Genomic DNA, 19525 nt, shown 5'->3' with positions numbered 1-19525 from the left:
TACCGCAATGCCCCGCTAGGGCAAGCAGCCGGCCCGGGATGCGCTGTCCCGCCGTCCTGCTGCTCATGACCGACATTGCTCCGCCCGCTCTGCCCCTGCGCCTCGGCACCCGCCGCTCGCCGCTGGCCATGGCGCAGGCGGAGGAGGCCCGGGCGCGGCTGTGCGCGGCCCATGGCTGGCCGCGCGATGCGGTGGAGCTGGTTCCCGTCACCGCGGCCGGCGACCGGATCCAGGACCGCCCGCTCGCCGAGATCGGCGGCAAGGCGCTCTGGACGCGTGAACTCGATGCTTGCCTGCTCGACGGACGGATCGACGCGGCGGTGCATTCGATGAAGGATGTCGAGACCGTCCGGCCCGCCGGACTGACGGTCGGCGCGCTGCTGCCACGAGCCGACCGGCGCGACGTGCTGGTCGGCGCCCGCAGCATCGCCGCACTGCCGGCCGGGGCGAGGGTAGGCACGAGCGCGCCGCGGCGCGCGGCGCAGCTCCTGCACTTGCGCCCCGATCTTGCCATCGTGCTGTTCCGCGGCAACGTGGCCACGCGCCTCGCCAAGCTCGCTGCCGGCGAGGCGGACGCCACCCTGCTCGCGCGGGCCGGGCTGGAGCGGCTGGACGAGACCGGCGTGGGGACGCTGCTCGACGAGACCGAGTTCCTCCCCGCGCCGGCGCAGGGTGCAATCGGGATCGAGTGCCGCGCAGGCGACGAGGCGCTGCGCCGGGCGCTGGCGGCAATCGATGACGCCTCGACCCGGGCCGAGATCGAGGCCGAGCGGGCGCTGCTTGCCCGGCTTGACGGCTCGTGCCGCAGCCCGGTGGCGCTGGTCTGCCGGATGGCGGAACCCCGCACGCTGCGCCTCACCGTGGCGCTGTTCAGCCCGGACGGCGCGGACCGGGTGGACGGCACCGCCGAGGGACCGGCGGGTCGGGACGACTGGATCGCCGCTCAGGCCGACGATCTCCTCCGCCGCGCACCCCCCGCCGTGAGAGCCGTGTTCGGCGGGCCATGACGCCGGCGCCGCCGCTGCTGCTCGCCATCCGCCCGCAGCCGGGTCTGTCACGGACGCTGGCGGCCGCCCGGCGTGCCGCCCTGCCGATGGAGGGGGAAGCATTGTTCGAGGCACACGCATTGCCGTGGCAGCCGCCCGATCCGGCGGACTATGATGCCCTCCTGCTGGGGAGCGGGGCCGCGGTTCGCTGTGCCGGTGAGGCCCTGACCCTTTTCCGGCACCTGCCGGTCCACGCGGTCGGCAGGGCGACCGCGCAGGCGGCGACAGATGCGGGCCTCACCGTGGTGTCGACCGGTCGCGGCGATCTCCAGTCGCTTCTCGGCTCACTGCGGCCGGGACGCCTGCTGCGGCTGGCGGGGCACGCGCATGTGCAGGTGGTCCCTCCGCCCGGCTGCACGGTGGACCTGCGCGTGGTCTACACCATGCGGCCGAAGCCGCTCTCCGCCGGCCGGGCGGCGCGACTGCGGGCCGGCGGAGGCGTCGTGCTGCTGCATTCGGCGGCGGCGGCGGCGCACTGGGCGGCGGAGTGCGAGCGTCTTGCGCTCCCCCGCGCGAAGGTGGCGCTTGCCGCGCTGGCGCCGCGGGTGCTGGCGGCGGCCGGTCCCGGCTGGCGTGCGCATGCGGTCGCCGCGGCGCCCAACGATGCTGCGCTCTTGGCAGCGACCGCCCGCTTGTGGCAGGAAGCGGGCGGGGGTGCCGCGGCCTGACAGCCGCACGCTTGGCGGGAAGACACGATCACGGACACGGCGAACATCGCACGAACCACGCCCGCGCACGCCGCAGAGGTTCGCCGCGCGGCCGGCGGCGGCCGGCGGCGTGCCGTGCTGCTGGCGGCGCTGCTCGCGTTTGTGGCCGGAGCGCTGGCGGCGGCGCTGATGGCGTGGAGCCAGGGCTGGCTCGATCCGCGGCGCTTGCCGGTTCAGGTCGTCGAGAGGCCGGCGGTGCCGGCTCCGCTCGTGTCTGCGAGCGCCGGTGGCACCGCCGAACTCGCCGCTGCGCAGGTCGGAGCCGACGTGGCCGCCGTCGCCGCGCAGCAGGGCGGGCTGGAACAGCGCCTCATCGCCGCCGAACAGCGGCTGGCGCAGATCGACCTGCGCAGCCAGGCGGCTGCCGGGAACGTCGCGCGCGCGGAAGGATTGCTGATTGCTTTCGCCGCGCGGCGGGCGGTGGAGCGGGGCACCCCGCTCGGCTACCTTGAACACCAGCTTCAGCTGCGCTTCGGCGAAGCGGTGCCCAATGCCGTCTCAACAGTGGTGAACGGCGCCCGTGCTCCGGTCACGCTGGACCAGCTGCTCACGCGTCTCGACGGGCTGCGCGGCTCGCTCTCCACCCGCCCGCGCGAGCTGTCATGGCAAGCGCTGCGCGAGGAGATGGCCTCCCTGTTCGTCATCCGCCGCGACACGACGCCCGGGCTGCAACCCGAGCGGCGGCTCGAACGGGCCCGCCTGTTTCTGGAAAGCGGCCGGGTGCCGGCGGCGATCGCCGAGGTGCGGATGCTGCCCGGTGCGCGGAACGGCGAAGCATGGATCGCCGACGCCTCGCGCTACGCGGCGATGCAGCAGGCGCTCGACCTCATCGAGACGGCCGCGGTGCTTGAGCCGCGTCGCCTGCGCGACGGCGAGGGAGCACTCGTGGAGCAGGCGAGCCCACTGGACCGCGAAGGCGCCGCCGGCGCGCCCTGAGGCCGGTTCAGTCCTGCAGCAGTCGTGGCAGGCGCCCCGACACGCCGCGGGCCTCGTCCATGAACCAGGTCTTGAGCGCGGGCATCCGCTCCACCCCGGCCATTCCGAGGCGCCGCACCGCCGAGGGCAGGCGTCCCGGCACGCCGAACAACCGGGTGAGCGTGTCGGTGGCGAGGGCGACGGAGAACACGTCCAGCCGGCGCCATCTGTCATAGCGGCGCAACAGCTGTGCATCGCCCGGTTCAAGGCCCAGCCGCAGCCCGTCCTCCAGAACCTCGACCAGCGCGCCGACGTCACGCAGTCCAAGGTTCAGACCCTGGCCCGCGATGGGGTGGATCCCGTGACCGGCGTCGCCGACGAGCGCCAGGCGCTGATCCGTGAGCCGTGCCGCGTGGTGGAATCCAAGCTTCCAGGACGAGCGCGGCTCCACCGCCTCGACCCGCCCCAGCAGGCCGCCCATGCGTTTCTCGACTTCGGCACGAAAGGCGCGATCGGCAAGTTTCAGTATGGCGCCTGCCTGGCGTTCGGCCACTGTCCAGACCAGCGCGCTGCGATATGCACCGTCATCGGTGTCGCGCAGGGGCAGCAGCGCAAAGGGGCCTTGCGGATAGAAGATCTCCCACGCGACGCCCTCATGCGGGCGCGCATGGTGCAGCCCGGCGATGATGGCGCGGTGCCGGTAGTCCCAGCGTGCCATGGCGATGCCAGCCTCGTCCCGGGTGGGCGAGGCGCGCCCTTCCGCCGCCACCATCAAGGCCGCATCGAGCCGCTCGCCGCCCGCGAGTTCCACCGCCACGCCGTGCGCCGTGCGGTGGCGGCGCCGGACATCGGCCCGGCTGTGCCAGGCGATGAGCGGTTCGCCGCGCGCCGCTTCGAACAGGGCGAGCCGCAGGCGGCGGTTCTCGAACATGCGTCCAAGGGTGCCCTCGTGGGGTTCGGGGCGGAAGTCGATCCGGCCGGGGCGCAGCTGGTCAGTGACGGCGATCGCCGCGATCGGACAGCCGAACGGTTCGAGTGCGTCCGCAAGGCCGATGTTCGTGAACAGGTTCCAGCTTGCGGTCGAAATGGCCGAGGCGCGTCCGTCGAAACCCGGCGCCGTCAAGGCCGACGCGTCGGCACGGTCGACGACGTGGGCGGAGATGCCGCGGCGGGCGGCGGCAAGGGCCAGCGTCATCCCCACCAGCCCGCCTCCCAGGATCAGCAGGTCGCGGTGGTCGGTCATCGGATGGGGCCTGTTCTCATTGAGTGTTCACCGCCCCGTCTCTAGATGGCCCGGAATGGGCGAGGCAAGCACGATCGGCCAGACGCGGACGCGGGTGACGGTCCTGACGCGGGTGGCGGCGCAGGCGGCGCTCGTCCTGCTGGCGTTGCTGGTCTTCTGGGGCGGCGCGGACGGCGAACGGCCTCTTGCCGCGCAGACCCCCGCGGCGCAGGTCTGGCCGGGTGATCAGCCGGGGCGCAACATCGCCGTGGAACTGCTGCTCGAACACGCGCCGCGCGCGGGTGAGCCGGTCACGGCCGCGCTGCGGTTCGTGCCGCGTTCGCGGGAATGGCACGGCTACTGGGCCAATCCCGGTGATGCGGGTCTGGGGATGCAGGCCGAGTGGCAGCTGCCGCGCGGATGGGCCGCGGGCGAGCCGCTCTACCCGGTGCCGTACACGCTCCGCATCGGCGACCTGATGAACCACGTCTACAAGGGCGAGCATGTGGTGATCGTGCCGCTGATGCCCGGCGCCGATGCAGCGGGCGGTCAGGTGCGCGTCCGCCTCGACTATCTTGCCTGCACCGATCAGATCTGCGTGCCCGAGACAGCCGTCGTCACCGGACGCTGGCCGCAGAACGGGCGTGATGAACGGTTCGAACGATGGCGAGCGGCGCTGGCGCCGGACCTTGCCGCGCCGGGGCGCTTCACGCTCGCGGGAGACAGGGTGCGGGTTCTGATCCCGCTTCCTGCGGCGCAGTCACTCTCCGATCCGCATCTGTTCGTGCGCACCGAGGGAGTGGTCGCAGCGGCCGGCGCGCAGCGCTTCACCCGGGCGGGAGATCAACTGGTTGCCGAACTGCCGCTCTTGCCCGGTGCGGCTGCCGCGCCGCCGGAGGCGATCGAGGGCATTCTGGCCTTTGCGCAAGGCGCTCCCGATGGCGTTCGCTTCACCGCCGCGCCCGGTCCCGTGCCGGACGGTCTGCCTCCGATCGCGGCGCAGCGGCCTATGGGTGCGCTCGTGCTCCTGATGGGCGGAGCGCTGCTCGGCGGGTTGCTGCTCAACGTCATGCCGTGCGTGTTTCCGATCCTCAGCCTGAAGGCGCTGTCGCTGGCGCGCGCGGGCGCGGACGAGGGTGCGCCGCGCCGCGATGGCCTTGCCTACACCGCCGGCGCGGTGCTGGCCTGTCTCGGTCTCGGCGCGGCGGTGCTGCTGCTGCGCGCCGGCGGGGAGCAGGTGGGCTGGGCCTTCCAGCTTCAGGAACCGGCCGTGGTGCTGGCGCTCTTCCTGCTGGCGCTGGCCCTCACCGCAAATTTCCTCGGGCTGTTCGAACTGCCCGGCCTGCCGCTGCGCGCGGGCGGAAAACCGGCCGGGGCCTTCGCCACCGGTCTGCTGGCGGCATTCGTCGCGACGCCGTGCACCGGACCGTTCATGGCGACGGCGCTGGGTGCGGCGCTGCTGCTGCCGGCTCCGTGGGCGCTGGCGCTGTTCGCCGCGCTCGGACTTGGGCTGGCGCTGCCGTTCCTGCTGCTCGCGCTTGTTCCGGGGCTCCGGCGCCGCTTGCCGCGTCCCGGCCCCTGGCTGGAGCGGTTTCGCCGTCTCATGGCCGTCCCGATGGGGCTGACGGCGATGGCGCTCGCCTGGCTGCTGTGGCGGCTTGGCGGGCACGGATATCTCGCGCTCGTGCTCGCCGGCGGCGCGGTGTTGCTGGCGTTGCTCGGGCTGGCGGGACGGGAGCAGCGCCGCGCTTCCGGACGGCCCGGGTTGGCGGGTGTGGCCGCGCTTGCCGGCGCTGTTCTCGCGGTGGCGCTGCTGCCCGCGCCATCACCGGGGCAGAGCGCAGCTGCCGCCTCTGCGCTGCCGGGCACGCAACCTTTCAGCGAAGCCGCCCTGGCGCAAGCCCGCGCGCAGGGCCGGCCGGTGTTCGTCTGGTTCACCGCCGACTGGTGCATCACCTGCAAGGTCAACGAGGCCGCCGCCATCGAACGCGAGGACACCGGCACTGCCTTTGCCAAAGCCGGCGTCGTCGCCCTTCGCGGCGACTGGACACGGCGCGATCCGGCGATCACCCGCTTCCTTTCGGATCAAGGGGCGGCCGGCGTGCCGCTCTATCTGTGGTATGCCCCCGGCGCGCGCGCGCCCGAGCAGTTGCCGCAGGTGCTCACCCCGGCGATGCTGAGCGCCCGGGCGGCTGCGTCGGGCCCGTCGCCGACGGCACGGTGAAGCCGCGACAGGTCTCCACCAGCTGGCGCGGCAGTTCGTTCTGGTGGATCACCACCGTTCCTGCGCCGGACACTGTGGCTTCGATGAAGCGCGGCCCGGTGAGCGCCGGAAGTTTGTATTCGGACAGATCGATGGTGCTCTGCCACACCCGCTCACCGTTCACCTCTGCGGCATCGGCGTGCCAGCGGCCGATATAGCCGTTGCCATCCACGGCGAAGATGGCCTTGCCGCCTGCGGGTGCAGGAGCGAGGCGGGTCAGGAGAAGCTGTGGCTGCGGTCCGTTCTGCACGCATTCGAGCGCGATCAGCGGCGCCTCCCCCTCCTTGCCGTACACGATCCGGTGCGGGCTGGCATCGGTCGCCCAGCGCGCACCCGTCACGTCGGGGGAAGCAAGCGCCGGCGGCACCCCTTCGTGCGGCGGTTCGTCCGCTCCTGCACCCGGCGGAACAGCAGCGACACCCGCATCGCACGAGACGAGCAGCAGGGTGGCCATGGCCGCAATGCCTGCCGCGCCGGCGCGATGCGGAACGGGCAAGCCTTTGATCCTGCTGACCGGGCACGTCATGGCGCGGCATCTAGCCCGGCCTGCGGCAGGGGCGCAACCCCGCGGCCGCGGCCGCGGCCGGGACCGGCCGGCCGGCGCTCTCCCTCTGGCGTTCAGGGGCGACCGCCCATCCGCTTGTAACGCGTCTTGCCGAAGCGCGTCTTGCGCGTGCCTGGCTTGCCCTCGTTGCTCCGGCCGACCACCGGCGCGCGCTTGTCCGTGTCCGGCAGACCCAGCTCGTCGTTCTCCAGCCGCCTGATCTCGTCGCGCAGTCGGCCGGCTTCCTCGAACTCGAGATCGGCGGCGGCCTTGCGCATCCGCTTCTCCAGATCCTCGATGTAGGCGCGCAGGTTGTGCCCGACGAGATTGTTGCGTTCCGCGTCGCCGGTGTCGATCACCACGCCGTCCTGCGATGCGGTGTGCGCCACGATGTCGTGAATGTCCCGCTTGATGGTCTGGGGCGTGATTCCATGCTCGGCGTTGAAGGCGCGCTGCTTCTCGCGCCGGCGTTCGGTCTCCGCCATTGCCCGTTCCATGGACCCGGTGATGCGGTCGGCGTAGAGGATCACCCGTCCGTCCACATTGCGCGCCGCGCGGCCGATGGTCTGGATCAGCGAGGTTTCGGAACGCAGGAACCCTTCCTTGTCCGCGTCAAGGATGCAGACGAGGCCGCATTCGGGAATGTCCAGCCCCTCGCGCAGCAGGTTGATGCCGACGAGCACGTCATACACGCCGAGGCGCAGGTCGCGGATCAGCTCGATGCGCTCCAGCGTCTCGACGTCGGAATGCATGTAGCGCACCTTCACGCCCGCTTCGTGCATGAACTCGGTCAGGTCCTCGGCCATGCGCTTGGTGAGCGTGGTGACCAGCGTGCGGTAGCCCAGTCTGGCGGTCGCCTTGCACTCGGCAATGCAATCCTGCACCTGATCCTCGACCGGGCGCACCTCGACCGGGGGGTCGATGAGGCCCGTCGGACGGATCACCTGCTCCGCGAAGACGCCGCCGGCCTGGTCCAGCTCCCACTGGCCGGGAGTGGCGGACACGGCGACGGTCTGCGGCCGCATCGCGTCCCACTCGTTGAAGCGCAAGGGCCGGTTGTCGATGCAGGACGGCAGGCGGAAGCCGTATTCCGCCAGCGTGATCTTGCGCCGGTGGTCGCCCCGCGCCATCGCGCCGATCTGCGGCACGGTCTGGTGGCTCTCGTCCACGAACAGCAAGGCGTTTTCGGGCAGGTACTCGAACAGCGTCGGCGGCGGCTCACCCGGCAGGCGGCCGGTGAGGAAGCGGGAGTAGTTCTCGATCCCGTTGCACGAACCCGTGGCGGCGATCATCTCGAGATCGAAATTGGTTCGCTGCTCCAGCCGCTGCGCCTCCAGCAGGCGGCCTTCGGCGTGCAGCTCCTTCAGCCGCTCCTCCAGCTCGAAGCGGATTGCCTGCATGGCCTGCTTCATCGTCGGGCCGGGGGTGACGTAGTGCGAATTGGCGTAGACCCGCACCGACGGCAGCACCGCGCCCTTCCTGCCGGTGAGGGGATCGAATTCCGCAATCTCCTCGATCTCGTCGCCGAAAAAGCTGATCCGCCAGGCCGTGTCCTCCAGATGGCTGGGATGCAGTTCGAGGCTGTCGCCGCGGACACGAAAATTGCCGCGCTGAAAGGCGGCGTCGTTGCGCTTGTACTGCAGGGCGACGAGCTTGCGGATGATCTCGCGCTGATCCTGCGACGTGCCGGTCTTGAGGTCGAAGATCATCGCCGAATACGTCTCGACCGAACCGATGCCGTAGAGGCAGGACACCGACGCCACGATGATCACGTCGTCGCGTTCAAGCAGGGCGCGGGTGGCCGAATGGCGCATCCGGTCGATCGCCTCGTTCACGCTCGACTCCTTCTCGATGTAGGTGTCGGAGCGCGGCACGTAGGCTTCGGGCTGATAGTAGTCGTAGTAGGAGACGAAGTACTCCACCGCGTTGTCGGGGAAGAAGCTCTTGAACTCGCCATAGAGCTGCGCGGCGAGGATCTTGTTGGGGGCCAGGATCAGCGCCGGGCGTTGCAGCTGCTCGATGACACTGGCCATGGTGAATGTCTTGCCCGAGCCGGTGACGCCAAGCAGCACCTGCGTCTTCTCTCCGGCGCGGGCGGACTCGACCAGTTCGGCGATGGCGCGCGGCTGATCGCCGGCGGGGGTGTAATCGGACACCAGCGTGAACCGCTTGCCGGGCAGCGACTTCTCGGGACGAACGGGCCGGTGGGGGACGAAATCGTCGGCGGTGACAGGCTCTGCCAGCCCGCGGCGGATCACGAGTTCCATGCGCCGCCATATGGGCACCGCCTCCCGGCCGCGCAACGCGCGTTTGGCGGCGTGGACGGGCGGTGGTACACTGCCGTCGGCATATCAGGGAGCCGCGTCATGAAAACCCCCGCCGCCGCAATCGTTGCGCTCCTGCTGACGGCGTGCGGCTCCGCCGATCCCGCGCCGGAGGGACGATCGGCCGGGTCAGAAGCAGCGTTGCAAGGGCAGGCCGAGGCGAGGCCGCTGCCGGGGCAGTACCGGGCGCAGCTGACGTTGGTGGACGCCAGCCTTCCCGATGCGCCACCCGGCGCCGTGGAGATGATGCGGCAGATGATGGGCGCGCGCACCCATGTGTACTGCCTGACACCCGAGGAAGCGCAGCAATCCTTCGCCGAAATGGCCCGCCGCTCGCAGGAAGGCAACTGCACGACGGACAGCTACGAGGCGCGAGGCGAGCAGTTCCGCGCCGCGCTGACCTGCCGCAGCGAGGCCGGGGTCGTGCGGATCACCATGAACGGCTCGGGCGGGCCGACGCGATCGGACATGACGCTGGCGATGACGGGAGCGCTTGGCGGAAGGGGGGATGCGAGCATGACGATGCGGCTGCAGAACGAGCGCATCGGTGACTGCCCCGGCTGAAAACGGGACGGCGCGCGTTCGGCTTGGCGACAGCAGCGCCGGAGCATGATGGCGCCATGACCACCTTCGCTTCTTCCCCCGTCGTTCGCAGCAGGCACAGGGCCGAGATCGCCCGGCGAATTGCCCTGGCGCGCGAGCCGCTGACCGAGAAGGTGCATGGTCCGCCGCGGCGGCTGCTGCTGGGAGAGATGGGCTGGGTTCTTGAGCCTGTCCGCCGGCGGTTCCGCACCTTGCCGATCACGTCGGCGCGGCACCCGCGTGCGGTCATGCTGCTGCCGGGCTTCGTCACCCATCCGGCGCGGATGCGCTATCTTCAGCAGGCGCTCGAGGCCGCAGGGCACCGGGTCAGCCACTGGGGTCTCGGCATGAACTGGGGCGCCACGCCCGAGCGGCTGGCCAGTGTCGAGCGCCGGGTGACGCAGCTGCGTGCCTGTCACGGCGAGCCGCTCGTGCTGATCGGGTGGAGCCTTGGCGGCCTGTTCGCCCGCGAGGTCGCCAAGCGCCGCCCTGACGCCGTCGCCAAGGTCATCACCATGGGCACGCCGTTTTCGGGCAACATGCGGGCCAACAATGCGTGGCGCGCCTATCAGGCGATCGCGGGCTACCGCGTTGACCAGCCTCCGGTCGAGACGCAGCTGGCGCAGAAGCCTCCGGTCGAGACGGTGGCCTTGTGGAGCGCGCGCGACGGCATCGTCAGCCCGCGCTGCGCCTGCGGGCGCCCCGGGGAGCGCGACCGCGCGATCCGTCTGCGCTGCACGCACATGGGCTTCATCTTCATGCCGGAGGCCATCGGCACCCTCCTGTCGGAACTGGACAGCCCGCCTCCGGTTTGACAGACGGGCATTCGCCCGGCAGGTCGGCCGGCGCGACCTGATCCGAAAGGCCGAATGGAGGGTTCCCGCGCACTGTTTGACGAGATGCACGACCCGTCGGGTGCGGTGCGTCCCGCCTATCGCGAGTTCAGCCGGTGGTTCTCCGAACAGGACGCGGCCGCGCTCGAGCGCAAGCACCGCGACGCCGAAACCATCTTCCGCCGCACGGGGATCACCTTCAACGTCTATGGCGAGGCGGAGGCGGAGGAGCGGCTGATCCCGTTCGATCTCGTCCCGCGCATTCTCACCGCCGCGGAATGGCGCCGCCTGACCCGCGGGATCGAACAGCGGGTGCGCGCGCTCAACGCCTTTCTCGACGACATCTACCACCGGCAGGAAATCGTGCGCGCCGGACGCCTCCCGCGCCGGCTGCTGCTCGACAATCCGGCCTGGCTGCCGCTGATGGTGGGACAGCGGCCACCCGGCGGGGTGTACACCCATATCGTCGGCATCGACCTCGTGCGCACGGGCGAAGACGATTTCTTCGTGCTGGAAGACAACGCCCGCACGCCGTCCGGCGTCTCCTACATGCTGGAGAACCGGGAAACCATGATGGCGATGTTTCCCGAACTGTTCATGCGGATCGGGGTCGAGACCGTGTCCAACTACCCGCGGCGGCTGGCCAAGAGCCTTGCCGCCTGCGCGCCGCCGGCCTGCACGGGGCGCCCCGTCGTCGCGGTGCTGACACCGGGGATCTACAACGCCGCCTATTTCGAGCACGCCTTCCTCGCCGACCAGATGGGCGCCGAGCTCGTCGAGGGCAGCGACCTCAGGGTCGTCGGCGGCCGGGTCGCGATGCGCACCACCGCCGGATACAAGCCGGTGGATGTCATCTACCGGCGGGTGGACGACGACTATCTCGATCCGCTGTCGTTCCGGCCGGACAGCATGCTGGGGATTCCGGGGATCCTCGACGTGTACCGCGCCGGCGGCGTGACCATCGCCAACGCGCCCGGCACGGGCATCGCCGACGACAAGGCGATCTACAGCTTCATGCCCCAGATCGTCGAGTTCTACACCGGCGAGAAGCCGATCCTCGCCAATGTGCAGACCTGGCGCTGCGCCGAGGCGGACGATCTGGCCTACGTGCTGGACCGGCTCGACGAGCTGGTGGTCAAGGAGGTCCACGGCTCCGGCGGCTACGGGATGCTGATCGGTCCCGCCGCCAGCCGGGAGGAGCTGGAGGCGTTCCGGGCCAAGCTCGTCGCACGGCCGGACAACTACATCGCCCAGCCGACCCTCGCCCTGTCGCGGTGCCCGGTGTTCGTAGAGCGGGGACTGGCACCGCGCCATGTCGACCTGCGCCCCTATGTGCTGGTGTCCCCCGACACGATCGACATCACGCCCGGCGGCCTGACGCGCGTGGCCCTCACCGAAGGGTCGCTGGTGGTCAATTCGAGCCAGGGCGGCGGCACCAAGGACACGTGGGTGCTCAAGGAATGATCCGGCCGCGGGAACAGGCGCGCTGATGCTCGGGCGCACGGCCAACGGGCTGTTCTGGATGTTCCGCTATCTCGAACGGGCGGAGCACACGGCGCGGCTCATCGATGCCGGCCTGAGAATGGCGCTCACCCGCGACATGGTGGCGGCGGAGGAAGAGTGGCGGTCGGTCATCGCCACCGCCGGACAGCGCGAGGGCTACGAGGCGCGGCACAGCAGCTACACCGGCATCCAGACCTGGAACCACATGCTGCGCGATCCCGAAAACCCGCAGTCGGTCCTCGCCATGCTGGGTCAGGTCCGCACCAATGCGCGGCTGGCACGCAACGCCATCAGCAGCGAGCTGTGGGAGGTGGTGAACGACGCCTGGCACCATGTCTCGCGCATGCTGGCCCGGCCGCTGGGACAGAACCAGGTGGGCGAGGCGGTGAGCGTCGTGCGCCGCCTGGCGGTGCTCGCCCACGGGGCGATGATCGGGTCGATGATGCGCGACGAAAGCTACCACTTCGCGCGCGCCGGCAGCTTCACCGAACGCGCCGACGCCGTCGCCCGCATCCTCGACATCAAGTACTACCTGCTGCTCCCGTCCCTGTCCTATGTCGGCTCGAGCCTCGACACCGGGCAGTGGGACACGGTGCTGCGCTCCGTCTCCGGCGACCGGGCCTACCGCGCCATCCATGCGGGGCAGATCGACGCGCGGGGCATCGTCGAGTTTCTCGTGCTTGACGCGCGTTTCCCGCGCAGTCTGGCGTTCTGTCACCGCGCTCTCAAGGCGGAGCTGGCGGCACTGGCGCAGATCCATGGCCGCGAGGGGAAGGCCGATGCGCTGATGCGCGAGGCGGACTCCCTTCTTGCCGGACGCACCATCGACGAGATTTTCGAGGAAGGGCTGCACCAGTTCCTGCTCGGCTTCATGGGGCGCAACAACGCCATCGCCCAGGCGATTTCCGCCGATTACCGCTTCCTGTCATGAGCACCGCGCCGCACGGAGGGACGCCATGCGCCTGAGCATCCGGCACACGAGCCGCTACCGCTTCGACCAGCCCGTCGTGTTCGGGCTTCAGCGCCTGCGCCTCACCCCCAAGGCCAGCGGCGGGCAGGCGGTGGCAAGCTGGTCGATCATGTGCACCGGCGCGACGCAGGAGCTGAGCTACCAGGACAGCCACCACAACGAGGTGACGCTCGTTTCGGTCAACGAAGGCGCGCGCGAGGTGGTGATCACCTGCGAGGGGCAGGTCGACACCCGCGACGAGAGCGGGGTCATCGGCTGGCACTCGGGCTATATGCCGCTGTGGAGCTTCCTCCGCCAGACCCCGCTGACGCGCCCCGGCCCGGCGATGACGGCGCTGGCCGATGCGGCACGCGGCCGCGACACCGGCGATCAGGTGGCGCTGCTGCACGATCTCTCGGCGCTGGTCCGCGAGCGGGTGGTGTGGCGCAAGGGAGTGACCACCACGCGCACCACCGGAGAGGAGGCGTGCGCCGGAGGCGCCGGCGTCTGCCAGGACCAGGCGCATGTGTTCATCGGCGTGGCGCGCGCGCTCTCCATCCCGGCCCGTTATGTCAGCGGCTATCTGCTGATGACCGACCGCGTGGACCAGGAGGCCACGCACGGCTGGGCCGAGGCGTTCATCGACGGGCTGGGCTGGGTCGGCTTCGACATCGCCAACGCCATCAGCCCTGATGCCCGCTACGTCCGGCTGGCGACAGGGGGCGACTACCGCGATGCGGCCCCCGTTCTTGGCGTGAGCTACGGCGCCGTCACCGACGAGGCCGAGGTGGCGGTGCGTGTGGAACGCGCCATGCGCGCACAGCAGCAGAAGGAACAGCAGCAGTGACCTATTGCGTGGGCATGATCCTCGACAAGGGGCTGGTGATGATGAGCGACACCCGCACCAATTCGGGCGTCGACAACATCTCCGTCTTCCGCAAGATGTTCCACTGGTGCGTGCCGGGCGAACGGATCGTCGCCATCATGACCGCCGGCAACCTCGCCACCACCCAGGCGGTGATCAGCCTGCTGGAGGAACGCACCAAATCTCCCGACGAGCGGACTAACGTGCTGCTCAAGGCGCCGACCATGTTCCAGGTCGCGACGGAGGTCGGACGGCTGCTGCGCGCCACGATTGCCGAGCGGCAGGACGCCAACGGGGAGGGCGGCCGCAACCGCTTCACCGCCTCCCTCATCGTCGCCGGGCAGATCAAGGGAATGGAGCCGCGCCTGTTCCTGATCTATCCCGAAGGCAACTTCATCGAAGCAAGTGCCGAAACGCCGTTCTTCCAGATCGGCGAAACCAAGTACGGCCGGCCCATCATCATCCGCGGCTATGACGCGGCGATGAGCATGGAGGATGCCGCCAAGCTGCTGATGGTGTCATTCGATTCCACGCTCAAGGCCAACCTGTCCGTCGGCATGCCGCTCGACCTGATGGTGGTGGAGCGGGATCGCTACGAGCCGCGGCACTGCCGCCGCATCGAATACGAGGACGCATACTTCCAGTCGCTGTCGACCGCGTGGGCGGACGCTCTGCGCGGCGCCTTCCATTCGCTGCCCGACTACGACTTCACCGACCCGGCGGCTACGACCGCCTGACAGGCGCGCCTGCCCAAGCCGTTGGCTCCGAAACGGACTGCGGTGTCATCCAGAGTCGTCGGGCGCGCGCGGCGCTGGCGGGCTGCGCTGTCGCACCGGAATGGCGGCACCTGTGCGTGATGGAGACGACCGCCCGTGGCAGCACGGGAGCCATGGAACAGCACCACACACTCCACATCATCGCCCTCTCCCACCAGGTCCGCGCGGCGGTCGCGAGGACCGGATACGCGCTCGGCCACCATTGCGAGGTCTATGCCGATGCGGCCGAACTCGCCGAGCGGGAACCGCAGCACGGCATCGTGCTGTGCGCCGAGACGCCGGACCCGGACGGCGGCGGTGGCGCAGGACTTGCCGCCGCGGCTGTTGCTGCGCTCACGCGGGCGGGCTGCTGGCTGCCCGTCATCGCCCTTGATGCCGATCCGCAAACAAACCGTGTCGTCGCGGCGGTGAAGAAGGGCGTCCTCGACTACCTGCCCCTGCCGCTCGATGCCGCGCGCCTGTCCGACAGTCTCGCCCGGATCAGCGCCGACGTGGCCGCCCATGGCGAGGCCCAGCGGCAGGCGGTTGCCGCCGCGCGGCGCATGGCCGACCTGTCGCGGCGCGAGCGGGAAGTGCTCGACTGGCTGACCCGCGGGTGCTCGAACAAGGCCATCGCCCGTCAGCTGACCATCAGCCCGCGGACGGTGGAGATCCACCGCGCCAAGATGATGACCAAGCTGGGCGCCCGCCATGCTGCCGAAGCCATCCGCCTGCGGCTGGAAGCGGGAGCCTGTGGCCTGGTCATGGGCGTCGGCTGAACCGGCGCGCCTCCCGCGGCTTCCGTCCGGCCGCCTCAGCGGCAGAAGCGCCCGTCGCTCTCCTCGAGATGGAAGTGGTCGCGATGCGCGGCGTTGTAGTCGGGACCGAGCACGGTGCCGAAGCGGCGGCAGGCGCTTGCGTGGACGGTGCGCAGGAACTGCCGCTCCGCCTCCGATCCTTCGGTCCAGTGGCGCAGCACCGAAATGCGCCGTCCGTCGGCGAGGACGAAGCCCGCGATGTCGATCGCGCGCGCCTGCGAATGGGCCGAGAGCCGCGCGGTGCCCGCCACATTGCGGCAGGCGTAACTGCCCATGGTCTCGATCCGCACGACGGGACTGCCGAGGATCTGCCGCGCGGCCCTGTCCACCCCGTAGCGCGCCCAGGCGGCGAAGGTCTGCGCCAGCGGGCAGGCCACCGGCCCGATGTTGCCGAGCGCGATGCTGCCCTCGTCGCTGCCCAGCGCGGTGAAAAAGACCGCGTCCCGGATCGCGCAGCCATTGCCGAAGGTCTGGTCGGGCACGGTGCTGAAGCGCGCACGCCCCTCGTGCAACTGGGCGACGCACTGCGCCACCGCGCGGGACTCGCTGCGCGGCCGCTCTTCTCCCGGCCGCGTGGGCACGGCCGCGCGGTCGCGCGCGCAGGCGGCGAGCAGGAGGCTCATGGCCAGCAGGTACAGGAGCAGGAACGCCGGTCGCATGGGGGTGCAAAAGCATAGCTGGCGGCCCCGCGATGAACAGGGCGTTTCGTTTGTGCCGGCGCTTCAGGCACAATCCCGCCCGATCTTCGTAGCGCTCGGATGGCAGTGACCGCTCTTCCACCGGCACCGGCGGCGCTCACTGCGCTGCTGGCACTGGCATTCTGCGCGGTGCATCTGCGCATCGGCCGGCTGCGCTTCCTGCATGCGGAGCCGCGCAGCCGCTGGCTGTCCTTCGCCGGCGGGGTGGCGGTCGCCTACGTGGTCATGCACATGCTGCCCGAGCTTGCCGGGCACGAGCGGGCGCTCGCGGTGCCGTTCGGCGCCGCCTTCGCCGGAAGCGCGGTGTACGGGCTGACGCTGCTCGGGCTGGTGCTGTTCTACGGGGTGGAGCGGGCGATGCTGATTTCGCGTCGGCAACCGGCGGCTGGTCCGGACGCAGACGCCGACCGGCAGGCGGGCGCGGGCGTGTTCTGGCTCCACATCGGGTGTTCAGCGCTGCTGGCGGCGATCGTCGCCTATCTGCTGGAGAACCGCGACACCATGACCGCCGCGGGCACAATGACCTACTTCACGGCCATGGCCCTCCATTTCGCCACCGCCGATTTCGGCAGCCGCGCCCATCATCCGCATCTTTATGATCGCGGCGGGCGCTGGGTCTTGGCCGGCGCCACGATCGGCGGATGGGGTCTGGGCCTGGTGGTGGACCTGCAGCCGGCGGTCGTCGGCGGCATGTTCGCCTTTGTGGCGGGGGGGATCATCCTGACCGTGCTGAAGGAAGAACTGCCGGCGGAGCGGGAAGGGCGGTTCTTCCCGTTCCTCGCCGGGGCGCTGCTCTACGGAGCGCTGGTGCTGGCGGAGGAGTGGCTGGCACACGGCTGAACACCGGGCGCGGGCCAACGGCGTGTGCGGGACAGCGCCACGCTCAACCGGCGACGACCGCCGCGCAGGGAGACGGATCGGCGACCCAGTCATGTCCGGCGCCGGGAAGCGCCCGGCCCGATCCGGCGGCACCGCCACCACGGCCCTTCGGGTTGTAGGTGACGACGGCCTTGCTGTTGTCGAAGGCCCCCACCCTGCCGTTGTCGAGCCGTGCCTGCTCGGCCGTGATCTCCGCAACGTCCGCCCGGTCCGCGCGCAGCATCTGCACGACACCGCCTTCGCGCGCGAACGCGCGGGCGTAGCGGCGACCGAAGAGGACGGTGTTGAAGGAGGAGCCGTGCGACCACTGCGCCGGGCGGCTGTCGGCTGGCAGGTGCAGGGTTACGACGCTGCACGAGAACGTCGGCTTGACGAGGTAGGGCGCGTCCTGATCCTGTCCGGCAGGCCGGCGGCGTCGCGCCGGCGGCGAGAAACCCCCTTGCGGCAGGACAAGTTCGCGCCTGCCATCGTCCGTGTCCGTCCATTCGAGCTGCTGGGTCCCGACAATGGTGTAGACACTCTCCCCGGTGGCCGGCTCGAAGCGCCATGTCACACGCTCCACCTGTTCCCAGCCGTCGTTTTCGAGCGTTTCGCGCGCCGACTGTTCCAGCCGGGCCGGCGTCAGGGCGGAGAAGCGCACATACTCCTTCAGCGCCTCGGGGCCGCGCTCGACCATGGTCAGCACCACCGGGGCGGGCTTGTCGAAGCCGCCCCGCGCGTCGATGCTGTACACCGCGCGCGTGTCAGGCTTCGCCGGAGGCGCCCAGGCAAGCCGCTCCAGCGTCGGCCGCGCACCGCCGAGCGGCAGCACCCAGCGCAGCGGCAGCACGAACTGCGCCGAGGCCGGAACAACGGGCGGCAGGGTGCCGTCGAGCCAGAGCGGCTCCCCGTTGATGGTCGCCCTGACCAGCACGTGATCGAACACCCCGGGCGAGGGCAGGCGCTCGTCGAGCCCGTCGTCGAAACCCGACGCGTTGACGAGCACCGGCTCGGTCGCGATGCCGAGTTCGCCGAGCAGCGCCAGCAGCACCGCCGTCTTGCCCTTGCAGTCCCCGAAGCGCCGCTCCCAGACTGCATCGGCGGCTGCGGGGGTGTAATTGCCGCCGTTCATGCCGTCGCTGATGTAGCCGATCTCGCCCTGCACGAGTTTGAGCGCGGCGTTGGCACGCGCCAGCGGATCGGTCGTTTCGGCAGCGATGCGCGCCGCCACCGCCCGCAGGGGCGAGGCCGGAGCGAGCCGGGCCGCGCTGGCGTAGAGAGGGGCGAACTTGGCCGCCACCGCCGGCCAGTCGCGATAGTCGCTGAATTCGACGATCCGGGCCCAGCCGAACCGGCCCGGCGCGTCGGCGGGCGCGGCGAGGGGCGGCGGATCGCGGAACGTGAAGGTGAGGCTGCCTGCGGTATCCTGCTGCGCCGAGGTCATGGCCGCGGTCATGGCCGAAGGCACGCGGACAATAGGCCGGTGACCATCCGCCCAGCTCAGCTGAAGCACGTGCAAGCCGGGCGCGGGCTCGGGCAGAAGGGCCAGCAACCCCGCGTCGTCCTTGCCCAGCGTGGGGTCGCTGGCCGGCAGGGTGAAGGCCATCTCCAGCTCGTCCCCCACGCGCAGGTCCGGCACGCGCAGCACCGCCGTCAGGATGCCGGTGAGCTGCTGCGCCTCCAGCCGATCCTCGCGCCGCAGGATCTCGAACTCGGCGGTTTGCGTATGGTCGATGACCTCGTTGCCCCGGTGCACCTTGAGGGCATGGAGGACCGGACTGCCCGCCGCCGGGTTCCACGCGAAGCCAGTCGTGCCCATCTGCAACGCCGACGTGTGCAGGAGACGCACGCGGATGCTCTGGTAATGCTGCTGCCCGCGTGCGTCGAGCCGCGCCTGCGTGACGCTGGCACGCACGAACACCAGCCCTGACGCGTCCTCCGGCACGTCGGCCAGTGCCGGCGCGATGGCCCAGGCGGGCGCAGGTCCGCGCAGAACGGCGTCGTTGTCGGCCCGCACCGGAGTGGCCAGCGCGCCCGCAGCGAGGCCCGCCGCACATGCCGCAATCCATTTCTGCATCTGTCCCCCTTTGCCCAAGGCCGTTCAAAGCCCTGTCCGGCAGACACTTCGCGCGCTGCATGAGCGCGTGTCAAGCGCAGGCAGCTGGTCCCGGCGGCCACTCAGCCGCCGCCGGTCTCCTCGGCCCGTTCGCTCCGCGACCAGACGTCGTGCAGGAACGTCGCCGACCAGGTGATGAGCATGAACCCTGTCACCGACAGCATCATGTAAAGAAGGCGCAGCGGTCCTTCCGGCTCCACCTGGGCAAAACCCAGCGTCGCAAAGGTGATGCCGGCGAAGTAGAGCCACGAGGCCGCATCGGGCGCCGCCAGTGCGCCCGTCGCGGCGCTGACGGCGGCGATGGCGAACAGCAGCACCGCCGCCAGCGCGATCTCGGTGAGGTGCAGCAGGCCGACGCTCCAGAACACCAGCACCGCCGCGAGCCACGGGTGCCGGCGTTCGCTCGGCCGCATCCGGCGGATGATCTCCAGTCCCGCAAGGTGCACGCCGCCGAACAGGCCGAGCATCAGCACCCCGAGCAGCAGCATCAGCCAGTCGCTGCCGCTCATCGCGCCGCTCCGCCGGCG

The 19525-nt window shown here is 70.7% G+C and carries 18 protein-coding genes; 12 read left to right on the top strand and 6 right to left on the bottom strand.

Annotated elements, in window-relative coordinates; all coding sequences use genetic code 11:
- Positions 1–38: 38 nt before the first annotated feature.
- The 3 genes from hemC to ETO60_RS01170 all read left to right on the top strand — a co-directional run bounded on the left by hemC (position 39) and on the right by ETO60_RS01170 (position 2689).
- Positions 39–1007, top strand: a complete 969-nt coding sequence (gene hemC / locus ETO60_RS01180; protein WP_255416975.1) for a hydroxymethylbilane synthase — start codon at positions 39–41, stop codon at positions 1005–1007.
- The gene (locus tag ETO60_RS01175; RefSeq protein ID WP_130002009.1) at positions 1004–1714 is read left to right on the top strand and encodes a uroporphyrinogen-III synthase; all 711 of its coding nucleotides are present in this window, start codon (positions 1004–1006) and stop codon (positions 1712–1714) included. The genes hemC and ETO60_RS01175 overlap by 4 nt, the downstream gene beginning before the upstream one ends.
- 114 nt (positions 1715–1828) lie before the next feature.
- Positions 1829–2689: an MICOS complex subunit MIC60 gene (locus ETO60_RS01170; protein ID WP_234026254.1), complete on the top strand. Its 861-nt coding sequence runs from the start codon at positions 1829–1831 to the stop codon at positions 2687–2689.
- A gap of 7 nt (positions 2690–2696) precedes the next feature.
- Here ETO60_RS01170 and ETO60_RS01165 read toward each other — a convergent pair whose 3' ends face one another.
- Positions 2697–3911 (bottom strand): FAD-dependent monooxygenase, encoded by a 1215-nt coding sequence (locus ETO60_RS01165; RefSeq protein ID WP_130002005.1) that lies wholly within the window; start codon positions 3909–3911, stop codon positions 2697–2699.
- 55 nt (positions 3912–3966) lie between these two features.
- Here ETO60_RS01165 and ETO60_RS01160 point away from each other — a divergent pair, with 55 nt between their 5' ends.
- On the top strand, positions 3967–6114 hold the full coding sequence (locus ETO60_RS01160) for a protein-disulfide reductase DsbD family protein (protein WP_130002003.1): 2148 nt from the start codon (positions 3967–3969) through the stop codon (positions 6112–6114).
- Here ETO60_RS01160 and ETO60_RS01155 read toward each other — a convergent pair.
- On the bottom strand, positions 6053–6649 hold the full coding sequence (locus tag ETO60_RS01155; RefSeq protein ID WP_145963469.1) for a hypothetical protein: 597 nt from the start codon (positions 6647–6649) through the stop codon (positions 6053–6055). The two genes, ETO60_RS01160 and ETO60_RS01155, sit on opposite strands and share 62 nt — an antisense overlap.
- A 122-nt stretch (positions 6650–6771) precedes the next feature.
- Positions 6772–8964 (bottom strand): excinuclease ABC subunit UvrB, encoded by a 2193-nt coding sequence (gene uvrB / locus ETO60_RS01150; RefSeq protein WP_130002000.1) that lies wholly within the window; start codon positions 8962–8964, stop codon positions 6772–6774.
- Positions 8965–9063: 99 nt separating this feature from the next.
- On the opposite strand from uvrB, the gene ETO60_RS01145 reads away from it, so the two are divergent.
- From ETO60_RS01145 to ETO60_RS01115, 7 genes are all read left to right on the top strand, one after another.
- Positions 9064–9585, top strand: a complete 522-nt coding sequence (locus ETO60_RS01145) for a DUF3617 domain-containing protein (RefSeq protein WP_130001998.1) — start codon at positions 9064–9066, stop codon at positions 9583–9585.
- 56 nt (positions 9586–9641) lie between these two features.
- A complete protein-coding gene (locus ETO60_RS01140) occupies positions 9642–10418 on the top strand; it encodes an esterase/lipase family protein (protein WP_130001996.1) in 777 nt (258 codons plus the stop codon).
- Between the two features lie 54 nt (positions 10419–10472).
- Positions 10473–11900, top strand: a complete 1428-nt coding sequence (locus ETO60_RS01135; RefSeq protein ID WP_130001994.1) for a circularly permuted type 2 ATP-grasp protein — start codon at positions 10473–10475, stop codon at positions 11898–11900.
- Between the two features lie 25 nt (positions 11901–11925).
- Positions 11926–12870, top strand: a complete 945-nt coding sequence (locus tag ETO60_RS01130) for an alpha-E domain-containing protein (protein WP_130001992.1) — start codon at positions 11926–11928, stop codon at positions 12868–12870.
- A 25-nt stretch (positions 12871–12895) separates the two neighbouring features.
- Positions 12896–13735, top strand: a complete 840-nt coding sequence (locus ETO60_RS01125; RefSeq protein ID WP_130001990.1) for a transglutaminase family protein — start codon at positions 12896–12898, stop codon at positions 13733–13735.
- Entirely contained in the window at positions 13732–14490 is a 759-nt protein-coding gene (locus ETO60_RS01120) for a proteasome-type protease (protein ID WP_130001988.1), read from the top strand. Before ETO60_RS01125 ends, ETO60_RS01120 begins: the two co-directional genes overlap by 4 nt.
- Positions 14491–14609: 119 nt before the next feature.
- Positions 14610–15287, top strand: coding sequence for a response regulator transcription factor (locus ETO60_RS01115; protein WP_234026253.1), 678 nt, complete (start codon positions 14610–14612; stop codon positions 15285–15287).
- A gap of 35 nt (positions 15288–15322) precedes the next feature.
- Here ETO60_RS01115 and ETO60_RS01110 read toward each other — a convergent pair whose 3' ends face one another.
- On the bottom strand, positions 15323–15985 hold the full coding sequence (locus ETO60_RS01110) for an extensin family protein (RefSeq protein ID WP_130001983.1): 663 nt from the start codon (positions 15983–15985) through the stop codon (positions 15323–15325).
- A 99-nt stretch (positions 15986–16084) separates the two neighbouring features.
- Between ETO60_RS01110 and ETO60_RS01105 the strand changes: the two genes are divergently transcribed.
- The gene (locus tag ETO60_RS01105) at positions 16085–16864 is read left to right on the top strand and encodes a hypothetical protein (RefSeq protein WP_130001981.1); all 780 of its coding nucleotides are present in this window, start codon (positions 16085–16087) and stop codon (positions 16862–16864) included.
- A 43-nt stretch (positions 16865–16907) separates the two neighbouring features.
- Here ETO60_RS01105 and ETO60_RS01100 read toward each other — a convergent pair whose 3' ends face one another.
- Positions 16908–18959 carry a DUF3857 domain-containing transglutaminase family protein gene (locus ETO60_RS01100; RefSeq protein ID WP_130001979.1) on the bottom strand — a complete coding sequence of 684 codons (2052 nt, stop codon included), beginning with the start codon at positions 18957–18959 and terminating at the stop codon, positions 16908–16910.
- Positions 18960–19060: 101 nt separating this feature from the next.
- Positions 19061–19507: an ion channel gene (locus ETO60_RS01095; RefSeq protein WP_130001977.1), complete on the bottom strand. Its 447-nt coding sequence runs from the start codon at positions 19505–19507 to the stop codon at positions 19061–19063.
- Positions 19508–19525: the final 18 nt, after the last annotated feature.

Origin of the sequence: Qipengyuania thermophila, assembly GCF_004153605.1 — a bacterium.
Lineage (GTDB): Bacteria > Pseudomonadota > Alphaproteobacteria > Sphingomonadales > Sphingomonadaceae > Qipengyuania_B > Qipengyuania_B thermophila.
The sequence above is the reverse complement of the archived record's forward strand: the minus strand, read 5'-3'. Positions and strand labels throughout refer to the sequence as shown.